The following is a 12,480-nucleotide window of genomic DNA, read 5'->3' on the forward strand; positions in this document are numbered from 1 at the left end:
GGTCAGCCGTGCGAGCCGCCGCCCGGGGTGCAGGTGGGCGTGGTCGGATCACTCGTCGAACACGGCGTACCGGTCGGCGTGGCCGTCGGGGTCGGAGTCGGTGTCGGGGTGGGTGTCGGAGTCGGGGTGGGCGTCGGCGTGGGAGTCGGTGTCGGCGTGGGAGTCGGCGACGGACGCGTCGTCGGCTTCGTCGGCCTGTGCGTCGGCTCCTTGGTGGGCGTGTCCACCGGGTCCGGCAGCGTCGGGTCGACGGTGGTCGTCGGCGCGGTCGGTTTCGGCGTGGCTGACGTGGTCGGCTTGTCGTCCGGGACGTCCGGCACCTCGCGCGGGTCCACCTTGCGCTCGGCGTTGCCGGTCGCCTTGGGCACCGACAGGCTGCCCTTCTCGTTCGGGATCAGCACCGCGCTCTTGCTGTAGACCCGCATCCACTTCAGCACGGTGGCGACGAAGTCCTTGGAGTGCTGGTAGCGCAGCAGGGACGCGACCAGATCCCGCGGCTGCTTCAGGTCGTCCCCCTCCGAGCACAGGTACACAGCGACTGTGGTGACCGCGTCGTACACGTTGTTCGGGTTGCGGAAGCCGTCGCCGTTGCCGTCGGCACCGAACTCGTCCCACACCTGCGGAATGATCTGCATCGGCCCGACGGCACGGTCCCAGGTCAGATCGCCGTCGTACCGGCCCTTGTCCGAGTCGGTGATCCGGCCGTTGCCGCGGCGACCGTTCAGCACCGGGCCGAGGATCTTGCCCCGGGTGGTGCCGGCCACGTCGACCCGGCCGCCGCTGGCGTGGTCGGACTCGACCTTGCCGATCCCGGCCAGCAACGGCCAGGTGAGCCCACAGTTCGGCCGGACCACGGCGAGGTTCGCGGTGGCGCGGCGATAGGCGGGGAACACCCCGCGCGGGATGCCGTTGACGGCATCCGGTCGTCCCGGCCGGACCACGGACCGGCCGTCGGTCGCGCCCTGCACGGGGACGTCGGCACGGGCAGGCTTGTCCGAACCGAGCCGGCCGTCCACTCCAGGACGCTGCGGAACGATCATCGTCAGTTCGTCGAACTCACCGCTGTTCAGCCCGGCTCCAGGCGATGGAGCAACCGGGCTGTCCGCCGCGAGCTGACCGGAGGCACCGGCCCCGCCCGAGGCGACTGTCACGATGGCCCCGACCAGGAGCGGGGCCGTGCACAGTGAAGCGATGATGATTTTGACCCGACGGTTACCACTACGGGTTAGGCGCATAGTCCCCTCAACGATCTATACGCCAGAAAGTTACATCAAGTCGACGCAAAGTTACCTGACCCGCCAACACCCCTGAAAACGGGCACCCATCGAGCGTGGATCGGCCGCGACGGTCGCGCGAGGACGCAGGTAATCTGCCCGGTTACCCCGGCCTGAAACCCGGTCTGCCCGGCTGGTTCAGCCAGCCGGCTGGGGCGCCTGGTCCGGGGTGGACTGCGACGTCGTCTCGCCCTGCGGGGCCGTCGCGCACGGGTCCGGGGTCGGGGTGGGCGTCGCGGTCGGCGTCGCCGTGCAGGTCGGGTCCGGAGTCGGCGTGGGCGTCGGCGTCGGCGTCGGCGTGGGAGTCGGCGTCGGAGTCGGGGTGGGCGTCGGAGTCGGCGTGGGCGTCGGCGTCGGTGTGGGAGTCGGCGTCGGCGTCGGCGTTTGCGACGGGGTGCCCGGGGTGTTCGTCGGCGAAGGCCGCGGCGTCGTCGTGGTCGAGATCGGCGGCTTCGGCGACGTCGGCGTGGTGACCGGCGTCGAGGTGGTCGTCGACGGGACCGGCGTACTGCGCTGAGACGTCGGGGCCGCCGTCGGCGTCGTGGTCGGGACCGGGGTCGGCGTGGTGGTCGATCCCTGCCGGGTCGGGTCGTTCGAGTGGTCCACGTTGCCGTTGTCGTCGTCCGGCGGGGTGATGTTGCCCTGCGTGTCCGGGATCGTCACGGTCTGGTTGGCGTACGTCTGCATCCACCGCAGGACCGTGGACACGTAGTCCATCGAGTGGTTGTAGCGCAGTACTGCCTGCACCAGGCCCTGTGGATCGGACAGGTTCGCCCCGCCCGAGCACAGGTAGTCGCCGGCCGCCCGCGCCGCGTCGAACACGTTGTGCGGGTCCTTGACCCCGTCGCCGTTGCCGTCCGCCCCGAACGCCTTCCACGTCCCCGGGATGAACTGCATCGGCCCGACCGCACGATCCCAGGCCGTGTTCCCGTCGTACAGGCCCTGATCGGTGTCGGTGATCGCGGCCATTCCCGGACCGCCGTCGAGGACCGGGCCGAGGATCTTGCCCCGGGTGTTCCCGTTCGTCTCCACCCGGCCGCCGCTGGCGTGCGCGGACTCGACCTTGCCGATCCCGGCCAGCAACGGCCAGGTGATGTGACAACCCGGCATCGCCACGGCCAGCTCGTTGGCAGCCTTCTGGTACGCCGCCAGCACTGTCCCCGGAATGCCCGACGGGTTGCCGATGACGCCCGGGATCGGCTGCACCGGACCGTCGACGGTCCCGGTCACCGGCACCTGGATCTGCGACTTCTCCTGGGTCGGCAGGCTGCCGTCGGCACCAGGCTGGGTCGGCAGATCGTCGACCAGGTCGTCGAACTGCGCGTCCTGGCGCGGCTGGGCCAGCGCGTGCGCGTCGACGATGAACGTGTTCGAGGTGACACCGCCCGCGACGAACATGGCAACCATGGCGGTCGGCGGAGCCAAGATGACCCAGGTGGCGGTCAGCTTCCCCCGCCACGTGTCCAGGTTCTTGAACTGCTGCCTCATCCGAGCCGTCCTTCGACGTGTTCCGCAGTACGTGTTCCTTCGGGCGTAGGCACGATCTTAGTCGCCCGAGGGTTACGGACAACCGGTAACGGTGCGCCACTTCACGCAGTCACCGAGTGCCGATCACCCCGTCTACCCACAGTAGGCGGGTCCTGCTCACCGCCGCGTCGGGCGAACGGCGGACAGGATTCACCTACTGGCCACCGCCGAGCATCTTCTTCAGGTCGTCCGGGAGCTCGAAGTCGTCGCCGTTCTGGCCACCGCCGCCGAACGCGGCCGGCAGCTGGCCCGGCTGCGGAGCGGACGGCTGACCGGCCTGGCCGGCCCGCTTGGCCGGGTTGCCCGAGCCGCGCTTCTTGCCCTTCTTCGCCTGCTGCTTCGCCTTCCGGGCGCCGCCGCCACCGGCCATCCCTGGCATCCCCGGCATTCCAGGCATCCCCGGGATGCCCTTGCCGGTCGCCATCGCGTTCATCATCTTGCGGGCCTCGAAGAACCGCTCGACAAGCCCGCTCACGGTCGCGACCTCGGTCCCGGAACCCTTCGCGATCCGGGCCCGGCGGGAGCCGTTGATGATGTTCGGATCGGTCCGCTCGGCCGGTGTCATCGAGTGGATGACCGCCTCGATCCGGTCGATCTCGCGCTCGTCGAAGTTCTCCAGCTGGTCCTTGAACTGGGCCGCACCCGGCAGCATGCCGAAGATCTTGGTCAGCGGACCCATCTTGCGGACCGACTGCATCTGGGCGAGGAAGTCGTCCAGGGTGAAGTCCTTGCCGCCCTTCTTCTGCAGCTTGGCCGCGGTCTTGGCGGCCTGCTCGGCGTCGAAGGTGCGCTCGGCCTGCTCGATCAGGCTCATCACGTCACCCATGCCGAGGATGCGCGACGCCATCCGGTCGGGGTGGAAGACGTCGAAGTCCTCGAGCTTCTCGCCGTTCGAGGCGAACATCACCTGGCGGCCGGTCACCTGCGCGATCGACAGCGCGGCACCACCGCGGGCGTCACCGTCCAGCTTGGTCAGCACAACGCCGTCGAACCCGACACCGTCTTCGAACGCCCGCGCCGTCGTCACCGCGTCCTGGCCGATCATCGCGTCGACGACGAACAGCACCTCGTCCGGCTGCACCGCGTCGCGGATGTCCGCGGCCTGCTTCATCATGTCCTCGTCGATGCCGAGCCGGCCGGCCGTGTCGACGATCACCACGCTGTGCTGCTTGGTCCGCGCCTCGTCCATCGCCTTGCGGGCCACGTCCACCGGGTCGCCGACGCCATTGCCCGGCTCCGGCGCGAACACCGGTACGCCGGCCCGGTCGCCGACCACCTGCAGCTGGGTCACCGCGTTCGGCCGCTGGAGGTCGGCCGCGACCAGCATCGGCGTCTGGTGCTGGGTCTCCTTCAGCCACTTGGCCAGCTTCCCGGCCAGGGTCGTCTTACCGGCACCCTGCAGACCGGCCAGCATGATCACCGTCGGCGGCCGCTTGGCCATCCGCAGCTCGCGGGTCTCGCCGCCGAGGATGGTGACCAGTTCCTCGTTGACGATCTTGATCACCTGCTGCGCCGGGTTCAGCCCGCCGCGCACCTCGGCCCCACCGGCCCGCTCCCGGACCGCCGCGATGAACTCCTTCACCACCGGCAGCGCGACATCCGCCTCCAGCAGCGCGATCCGGATCTCCCGCGTCGTCGCCTCGATATCGGCGTCGGTCAACTTGCCCTTGCCACGCAAGTTCTTGAACGTCGCCGACAACCGATCAGAAAGCGTATCGAACACGAAACAATCCGTTCTCCAGAGAAACCGCCACCACAACCCCACCGAGTCTACCGACCACCCCACCCTGTGGATAACTTCCGCTGCCGTCGGGCGTTCGTCACTACCGTTAGCCGGAGAGAGTGACCGACTGCGGGTAAGGACCACGGATGGACATCGCGGGATTCAATTCGGCCTTCAGCGCCGCCAGGCGGCGGATCAGGACCGAGCAGGCCGACGTCGGCCGCGAGCAAGACAGATTGCGCGCGCTGGTGTCCGACGACGATCCAGCCGAAGACCGTGACTGGGCGCTGCGCCTGATCGAGTCGCTGGCCGTCGCACCCCCGCCGCCGCGCCAATGGAGCCCGCTGTACTACGAGGCCGGCGCGATCCACGCCAGTTCCTATCGCACCGGCGACTCCGTGGAAGAGCAGATCGCGGCACTACAGGAGGCGCGTCGCCGCATTTGGGCGATCGCCGACCGCGCGGCCAAGGACGAGGCACCGCACATCAGAGCGATGACCCGCGTCCTGGATCACCTCGAGGCCGAGCTTCGCGAGCCGACGTGGACCGACGACAGCCCCACCGGTCGAGAAGGCTGACTCGTGCCGGCCGGCGACCGGCTGATCCCGCCGGGCTCCGCAGTCCACCGAGAGTTCGTGCGCTTGTACCGGATAGCCCGGGTGCTCCGGCCGACGCCGATCGACAGGTGGAACGGCGAGCTCTACGCCACCGACGCGGCCGTCTGGGGCAGCGTCAGCCCGCTCACTGGCGCTGTCCGCCTCTCGGCCAAGCTGGTGTTGCCGCACCTGACTGGATCGACTTCGCATCAGCACCCCGTCGAGCAGGCCGAGGCGCTGGCAACCGTCCTGCATGAGTCGACTCACACCGGCATGGAGTTGAAGGCCCTCACCGAGCCCAACGCCGTGCACTCCAACCACAGCCTCGGCCTGACTGAAGGCGTCGCCGAAGTACGAGCCGTGGAAGATTTCCACGCCTTCACGTGGCGGGCTGGCTACCTGGATGTGGTGCTGCCCGGACCGCAGTACGAAGGGGCCTATGCGGCGACCGATCGGCTACTCGATCAAGCCAGTGGACCCTTCAAGTCACGCGAACAACTGACGGACGAGCTCGTCGCCGGCCCGGCCGCGATGCATTTCGATCGACTCGCCGGCGGCGTGGTCCGCAATCGGCTGTGGGACGTCGTACCGCATCACGAGGAGCACCAGCGGGCCGTGCGAGCGGCGCTGATCAGGCCGATGCTGCACGACGTCTGGCCTCAACTGCCCGACCAGCCGACAAGCATCGGCGAACGCGTCGGGGAGGAGATCCGGATGGGGTTGGACGCGAAGGTTGACGAGATTCGGCGGTATTACCGGTACGGCGGTCGGCGGCCGTTTGATGTTGATGGGCCGACTGTCGAGCGTTGGCAGGACCGACCCAAGGGTGCGGCGGCCGACGTGGCCGGTGGATTGCAGTTTCTGGAGGCGCAGGCGGCGGCCGTTGGGGCGGTGATGCGGAGACCGATGCTAGGACAGGGTGCACGGCGGACAATCACAACCTCCACGCCAAACCAGGCCCATAGGCGAGAGTGACAAAGGCGGTCGGAGGAGGGTTGTTGACAGGTGGGTGGATGGCGGTGAGGATCTAACCGGATTGCACGTGATTAATGGTTAGGAGGCTGGGGTGGGGAAGCGGCGGGTGGTGGTGGATGGGCCTTCTAACTTGGGGTTGCGGGCGCCTGTGGTGGGGGCGGTGCCGGGGTGTTACAAGTTGGCGGGGGCGGTGCGGGATCAGGGGTTTCTCCAGCGGATCGGGGCTGAGGATGCGGGATGTGTGACGCCGCCTCGGTATGACCGGGAGGGGTGGAAGCCGGGGGACGGGGTGTTCAACGCGGCGGGGATGGCGTCGTACACGGTGAAGTTGGCGGATCGGTTGACGAAGTTGTTCGACGAGGATCGGTTCGTGGTGCTGCTGGGAGGCGAGTGCAGCAATCTGCTCGGGCCGGCGTTGGCGTTGAAGCGGCGGGGGCGGTACGGCGTCGTCTACCTGGACGGGCACTCGGACTTCCGGACGGTCGACAACTCGCCGTACGTGGGGGCCGCCGGCGGTGAGGCGCTCGCGTTGATCACCGGGCGCGGGCAGGCGGATCTCACCGATCTCGAACACCTGGGCCCCTACACGAGAGACACCGATGCGGCGCTGCTCGGCATCCGGGCGGACGACGAGTACGTCGGGGATGTGCGCGAGGCCGGGATCCCGGTCTGGCCGGCCGAAAAGATCGCCGCGGACCCGGCTAGCGCGGCGAGCGGCGTACTCGAGCATCTCCAGGAGCTCGACGGATTCTGGGTGCATCTCGACGTCGACATCCTCGACGCGGAGATCATGCCGGCGGTCGACAGTCCCGACCCGGGCGGCATCGATCACGCCCAGCTCGTCGCCCTGCTCCGACCGTTGCTCGCGGCACCCACCTGCATGGGGATCGACATCGGCATCTTCGACCCCGACCTGGACCCGGACGGCACCTACGCCGCCGAGCTCACCGACACCTTGGTGGCCGCCCTCAGTTGAGGGCCGCTGGCAACAAGATCAGCTGAAGGACACGGGGATGTAGACGTCGCCGGTCCGGTCGTTCGATGCGACGTGGTCGCGTCGGGAGACGATCGCGCAAGTGATGTCGGGGTCGCTGCAGTCGAGGCCGGAGTTGACCTCGGCGATGTGGATCTGGGCGGTGAAGGTGCCGTCGGCGGCGATCGGGTACGGCGCACAGTGCGACGTAGTACCCGAGTGCCGGGTCGTAGCCGCTTACCTGACCTCGGTGGGAAGTTCCCAGACCAGGCCTTGGCCATGGGGCTCGGCTCGGCCGAGGGTCCGCCGTACGCCGCCCGGCCACAGCTGCAGGTCGACCAGGAAGTCGTACGGCCCGCCCGCTGTCCGCGGCAGGGGTTCGAGCCTCAGCCGCGCCAACGGTGACGACTCCCCCGCCGTGGCGCCAAGCTCCGCCAGCCGCGACTCCACAGCGGCCCGGTCGTCGCGGGTCAGGTACTGCCACATGATCGAGTGCCACACGACCGTCACGTGCCCCTCCGACAACTCCAGCCCCCGCAGGAACGAGACCGCGTCCTCCCGCCGTACGTCGGCCGGCACTGCACGTGCGATCTCCAGGGCACCGCGCAACCGGGCCAATCGCACCGGCATGTCCGGCCACACGTACGACGTCAGCGTGCGCGCACCGTCCTCGGTCAGAGGGTTCACCGGCGCGATGTCGCTTCCAACCCGCTCAGCGATCCGCACTGGCTGGGGCTTCAGCGCCTGTCCCGACCACGCGTTGTCGAAGACCACTGGGCTGTCAGCCGGTCCAAACCCAGTCCCGTCGGGCAGGTTGTACCGGAAGTGGTCCGCCCGCAGGTTGAGCCCGCCACTCGCCCCGATCTCGAAGAGCCGCACCGGGAGCGGCACAGCCTCAACGAGCTGCAGCAGACCGCCGTACAGCGCGGCAGCCCGGCCTACCTCGTTGGTCTGCGGCGGCTGGGTCAGCAACGACCGCAGCTCCGCAGACCGGGACTGCAACACCTGCTCGAACGCCTCCCAGCCCAGCACCGGGTCCCACGAACCACCCACGCTCGGATAGAAGCCTGCAAGCTCCGGCGCCTCGCCAGCCAGCACCAGCCGGTGCACAGCGCCCAGCAACCGCAGTGCGATCGCGTCACCGAACGGACGGTCCTCATAGCCGGCCAGTACGCCGGTGGACATGCCACCGACCTCGTAGTCGTCCACGAGCAGCCGGCACAGCTCGGCGTACATCGACGACCCGAGCTCCTCGCAGGCGATCGCTTGACGCTGAAGTGTCTCTACGACATGCACACTGCCGACACTAGAAGGTCAAACGATCCAGGACCGTCTTTGCCGTCGTACGCGCGTCTTCGTCGTCGAGGGGCGAGCCCTGGTTGTCGGTGAGGTAGAAGACGTCCACACACTCAGCACCCAGCGTGCTCACGTGGGCGGACCGGATGTCAGCACCAGTGGACGCAATCGCCGACGTGACGTCGTACAGCAGGCCTGGACGGTCGTGTGCTCGCACCTGCAGCACCGTGGCCGTCTCTGATGCACCGGGCAACAGGTCCACCCGGCTGGCGACCCGTGCCTTCACCGCAGACGAGTCGCGTGCGGCCAAGCGCCGTACCAGGTCGGTGTCGTCGCGCAGCGCCACCGCCAGCCGGTCGCGCAACCGCACCGGGTCAGGTGACCCGGCAACGGTCCACTGCGAGATGCCCAGACCCTCGACCGACGTGATGACCGCGGACCGTACGGGGAGCCGCTCAACAGCCAGCACAGCCGCAACAGTCGACAGCGTGCCCACTTGATCGGGTACGGCGACATTGACCCGGACGTCACCGAGATGCTCGGAGACAGTCACGCCCAGCCGTCCTACTCCGACGATCTGCTGCAGTGTTGGTACTGGGATCGGCGGAGCCTCGGTCCACATGCTCTCCCCGCCTCCGGCCAGCTCACTGCGCACCCGTCGGCACAGCTCACCGACCAGCCGCATCCGCCACGGTGAGGAGGCCGCAGGGCCGGCAGCACGCGCGTCGGCGTACGTGAGGGCTTCCAACAGGTCGAGCGTCTCTGTGTTGCGGACGATGCCCGCGACCAGTTCTACGGTCATCGGGTCGTCCAGGTCCCGCCGGGTGGCGACCTGCGCGAGCATCAGGTGCTGCCGGACCAGCAGTGCGATCGTGTCGGCGTCCGACTCGACGAAACCGAGCCGACGAGCCACAGTCCCCGCGATCACCGCGCCTGTCACGCTGTGGTCGCCTTCGACCGCCTTACCGAGGTCATGCAGCAGAGCGGCGACCAGCAGCAAGTCAGGCCGCCGTACGTCGCGGACCATCTTCGAAGCCTCGACACACGTCTCCAGCAGGTGCCGGTCGACTGTGAAGCGGTGAATGGCCGATTGCGGCGGCCGGAACCTCACCGTGTCCCACTCCGGCAGAATCCGCGAGATGTAGCCGGACTGGTCCAGCGCCTCCCAAACCTCGAGCAGACCGCTGCCAGCACCCAGCAGAGCGCACAGCAGGCGCCGCGCCTCACCAGGCCACGGCTCAGGAAGCGCCAGTGCACGATTAGCCAGCCGTCCACAGACAGCAGGCGACAAGACAAGCTCTCGGTCGGCGGCAACAGCAGCAGCGCGCAGGCCCAGTACTGCGTCCCGCTCCGGCCGCGCGTCGGGCATCAGTACGACTTCACCCTCGTGCTGGCCGACTCCCTCGTCGAGTGCCAGCAGCACCGGTCCCCCGGTCCGCTGACGACGCCGGGACCGAGTCGGCCCGGTCATCAGGCTCTCGATCCGTCGCCAAGACACGTCACACACATGGGCGAGCGTCCGACCGGTCGAGTACACGTGCCGCAGGAGCTCGTCCCGGCCGTCCATGCCGAGCCCCGCGGCGACCTCTCCAGCCACGTCAGCGACCAGCCGGTCAGTAGAACGTCCCGCAACCGTGTGTAGCTCGTCCCGAACCTCCAACAGGTCCAGTCGCGCCCGCTCCACCACTGGGTGCGGTACGTCGATCAACCACGAAGCCACCAAGGCACGCAGTACGACGGCATCCCGCAGACCGCCGTACGCCTCCTTGAGGTCGGGCTCTGCGAGGTGCGCGAGCTCTCCGACTGTGGACGCACGGTCCCGGCACGCCTCTGCGAGGGCAGGCAGCCGTGAGCGAGCAGTACGGCGCCAGTCCGCCATCAGCACGGACCGCAACTGCAGTGTGAGGTGTGAGTCCCCTGCGACGTGCCGTGCGTCCAGTAGGCCGAGAGCGACCCGGATGTCGTCGGCGGCCGCCTTGCGGGCCTCGTCGACGGTCCGGACACTGTGGTCCAGCTTGGTCCGGGAGTCCCACAGGGGATACCAGATCTGTGCGGCGAGCTCGTCCACCCGTGGGTACCCCTCGGCGTGCACGAGCATCACGTCGAGGTCGCTGTACGGCGACAGCTCCTCCCGGCCGTAGCCGCCGACAGCGACCAGCGCGACGCCCTCGGTGGGTACACCGAGGGCGTCACAAGCCTTGGAGAGGAGCAGGTACAGCAGCGCGTCGGCCTCCTCGGCACGGACGCGCCGCTGTTCTGCTCGATCGACCATCTACAGCGCGTCGCCGTCGAGCTCGCCGGTACGCACCCGGACGATGGACTCCACCGGCGTCACCCAGACCTTGCCGTCACCGATCTTGCCGGTCTGCGCGGCCTTGACGATCACGTCCACCACGTCCGCGCTGTCGCCGTCCTCGACGACGACCTCGACCCGGACCTTCGGGACCAGGTCCACCTCGTACTCCGCGCCGCGGTAGACCTCGGTGTGACCCTTCTGCCGGCCGTAGCCGCTGGCCTCGGTCACGGTCATGCCGGTGACGCCGAACGTCTCCAGCGCGGCCCGGACGTCCTCCAGCTTGTGCGGCTTGACCACCGCGGTGATCAGCTTCATGCGTGCGCACCTTCCTTTTCCGAGGACTCAGTGGCGCCATTCTCGGCCTCGGCGCTCTGCCGGGCCAGCGGGGTGTGCCCACGCAGACCAGACGCACCGAGGAAGTCGTACGCCGTCTCGGCGTGCTCGACCTGGTCGACACCGGCGACCTCGTCCTCCTCCTTGAGCCGGAAGCCGATGGTCAGGTCGATCACCTTGCCGAGGATGAAGGCGACGGTGAAGGAGTAGACGGCGACCACGAGATTCGCCAGTGCCTGCTTGCCCAGCTGCGAGGCGCCGCCGCCGTAGAACAGGCCGTCCACGGCCGACGGGGCCGCCGCCGTACCCAGGAAGCCGATCGCCAGCGAGCCGACCAGACCGCCGACCAGGTGGACGCCGACCACGTCGAGCGAGTCGTCGAAGCCGAGCTTGTACTTCAGCGAGACCGCGAAGGCGCAGATACCACCGGCGACCACACCGAGGATGAGCGAGCCGACCGGGGTGAGGGCGCCACAGGCCGGGGTGATCGCGACCAGACCGGCCACCGCACCGGACGCCATGCCCAGCGTGGTGGCCTTACCGTGCCGGATCCGCTCCACGATCAGCCAGCCGATCACGGCGGCAGCGGTGGCGACCTGGGTGTTCACGAAGGTGACCGCGGCGGTGGTGCCGGCGCTCAGCGCCGAGCCCGCGTTGAAGCCGAACCAGCCGAACCACAGCAGACCGGCACCGAGGACGACCAGCGGCAGGCTGTGCGGCCGCATCGGGTCCTTCTTCCAGCCGATCCGCTTGCCCAGCACGATCGCCAGGGCCAGCGCGGCCGCACCGGCGTTCACGTGCACCGCGGTACCACCGGCGAAGTCGATCGCGCCCAACTTGTCGCCGATCCAGCCGCCGTTGCCCTCGTCCAGGAACCAGACCGAGTGGGCGACCGGGAAGTACACCAGGCACGTCCAGCCCACCACGAACGCGATCCAGCCACGGAAGGTGGCCCGGTCGGCGATGGCACCCGAGATCAGGGCCGGCGTGATGATCGCGAACATCAGCTGGAAGGCGACGAAGGCCAGCGTCGGGATCGTCCCGCTCACCGCCTCGGGCGCGATCAGGCCGGACAGGCCGGCTTCGGAGAAGTTGCCGATCACGTGCCCGGTGTCACCGCCGAACGTCAGCGAGTAACCGACCAGCACCCACAACACGGTGACGACGGCGATGGTGATGGCGCTCATCATCATCATGTTCAGCACGCTCTTGACGCGCACCATGCCGCCGTAGAAGAAAGCCAAGCCCGGTGTCATCAAGAGCACCAGGGCGGCGCTTGCCAAGACCCAGGCGGTATCGCCGGCGTTGATCTCCATCAACGTCATCCCTTCCATCGATCTGGGGAGTGGCCGGCGTCCTCAGTCGGGAGAACTCCACAACGCCGGGGAGCCCGCGCTCAGCCACAACGGACACGGTGTCGGCGCGCCGTTTCAGCCGATCGGTCCGTTTGTTTCAGGCATGTGACAAACAGGGCGTTCAGGTGACAT

General features: G+C 68.6%; 10 protein-coding genes. 3 read left to right on the forward strand and 7 right to left on the reverse strand.

What is annotated here, in order from left to right; all coding sequences use genetic code 11:
* Positions 1 to 2: 2 nt before the first annotated feature.
* The 3 genes from V9K99_RS38990 to ffh all read right to left on the reverse strand — a co-directional run bounded on the left by V9K99_RS38990 (position 3) and on the right by ffh (position 4,524).
* A complete protein-coding gene (locus V9K99_RS38990; protein ID WP_337008431.1) occupies positions 3 to 1,151 on the reverse strand; it encodes a lytic transglycosylase domain-containing protein in 1,149 nt (382 codons plus the stop codon).
* 261 nt (positions 1,152 to 1,412) lie between these two features.
* Complete coding sequence (locus tag V9K99_RS38995) at positions 1,413 to 2,762, reverse strand: lytic transglycosylase domain-containing protein (protein ID WP_337008429.1); 1,350 nt, start codon at positions 2,760 to 2,762, stop codon at positions 1,413 to 1,415.
* Positions 2,763 to 2,955: 193 nt separating this feature from the next.
* On the reverse strand, positions 2,956 to 4,524 hold the full coding sequence (gene ffh, locus V9K99_RS39000; RefSeq protein ID WP_337008427.1) for a signal recognition particle protein: 1,569 nt from the start codon (positions 4,522 to 4,524) through the stop codon (positions 2,956 to 2,958).
* 146 nt (positions 4,525 to 4,670) lie between these two features.
* Here ffh and V9K99_RS39005 point away from each other — a divergent pair, with 146 nt between their 5' ends.
* The 3 genes from V9K99_RS39005 to V9K99_RS39015 all read left to right on the forward strand — a co-directional run bounded on the left by V9K99_RS39005 (position 4,671) and on the right by V9K99_RS39015 (position 7,071).
* The gene (locus V9K99_RS39005) at positions 4,671 to 5,102 is read left to right on the forward strand and encodes a hypothetical protein (protein WP_337008425.1); all 432 of its coding nucleotides are present in this window, start codon (positions 4,671 to 4,673) and stop codon (positions 5,100 to 5,102) included.
* 57 nt (positions 5,103 to 5,159) lie between these two features.
* Positions 5,160 to 6,095: a hypothetical protein gene (locus V9K99_RS39010; RefSeq protein WP_337008423.1), complete on the forward strand. Its 936-nt coding sequence runs from the start codon at positions 5,160 to 5,162 to the stop codon at positions 6,093 to 6,095.
* Positions 6,096 to 6,336: 241 nt separating this feature from the next.
* Positions 6,337 to 7,071, forward strand: coding sequence for an arginase family protein (locus V9K99_RS39015; RefSeq protein WP_337008421.1), 735 nt, complete (start codon positions 6,337 to 6,339; stop codon positions 7,069 to 7,071).
* Positions 7,072 to 7,305: 234 nt separating this feature from the next.
* Here the strand turns inward: V9K99_RS39015 and V9K99_RS39020 are convergent, their stop codons facing one another.
* From V9K99_RS39020 to V9K99_RS39035, 4 genes are read right to left on the reverse strand one after another with little or no spacing between them, the layout of a single operon-like run.
* Positions 7,306 to 8,364: a DUF2332 domain-containing protein gene (locus V9K99_RS39020; RefSeq protein WP_337008420.1), complete on the reverse strand. Its 1,059-nt coding sequence runs from the start codon at positions 8,362 to 8,364 to the stop codon at positions 7,306 to 7,308.
* 10 nt (positions 8,365 to 8,374) lie between these two features.
* Positions 8,375 to 10,636 (reverse strand): [protein-PII] uridylyltransferase, encoded by a 2,262-nt coding sequence (locus V9K99_RS39025; protein ID WP_337008419.1) that lies wholly within the window; start codon positions 10,634 to 10,636, stop codon positions 8,375 to 8,377.
* Complete coding sequence (locus tag V9K99_RS39030; protein ID WP_132212583.1) at positions 10,637 to 10,975, reverse strand: P-II family nitrogen regulator; 339 nt, start codon at positions 10,973 to 10,975, stop codon at positions 10,637 to 10,639.
* Positions 10,972 to 12,318 carry an ammonium transporter gene (locus tag V9K99_RS39035; protein ID WP_442914759.1) on the reverse strand — a complete coding sequence of 449 codons (1,347 nt, stop codon included), beginning with the start codon at positions 12,316 to 12,318 and terminating at the stop codon, positions 10,972 to 10,974. The genes V9K99_RS39030 and V9K99_RS39035 overlap by 4 nt, the downstream gene beginning before the upstream one ends.
* Positions 12,319 to 12,480 lie beyond the last annotated feature (162 nt).

It is taken from the genome of Kribbella sp. CCNWLW201 (assembly GCF_037203805.1).
Taxonomy (GTDB): Bacteria; Actinomycetota; Actinomycetes; order Propionibacteriales; family Kribbellaceae; genus Kribbella.

Excerpts from the sequence above, each read along its gene's own strand:
- V9K99_RS39005 (WP_337008425.1), top strand. The coding sequence starts at position 4,671 with ATGGACATCGCGGGATTCAATTCGGCCTTCAGCGCCGCCAGGCGGCGG.
- V9K99_RS39025 (WP_337008419.1), bottom strand. The coding sequence starts at position 10,636 with ATGGTCGATCGAGCAGAACAGCGGCGCGTCCGTGCCGAGGAGGCCGAC.
- V9K99_RS39030 (WP_132212583.1), bottom strand. The coding sequence starts at position 10,975 with ATGAAGCTGATCACCGCGGTGGTCAAGCCGCACAAGCTGGAGGACGTC.
- V9K99_RS39035 (WP_442914759.1), bottom strand. The coding sequence starts at position 12,318 with ATGACGTTGATGGAGATCAACGCCGGCGATACCGCCTGGGTCTTGGCA.
- V9K99_RS38995 (WP_337008429.1), bottom strand. The coding sequence starts at position 2,762 with ATGAGGCAGCAGTTCAAGAACCTGGACACGTGGCGGGGGAAGCTGACC.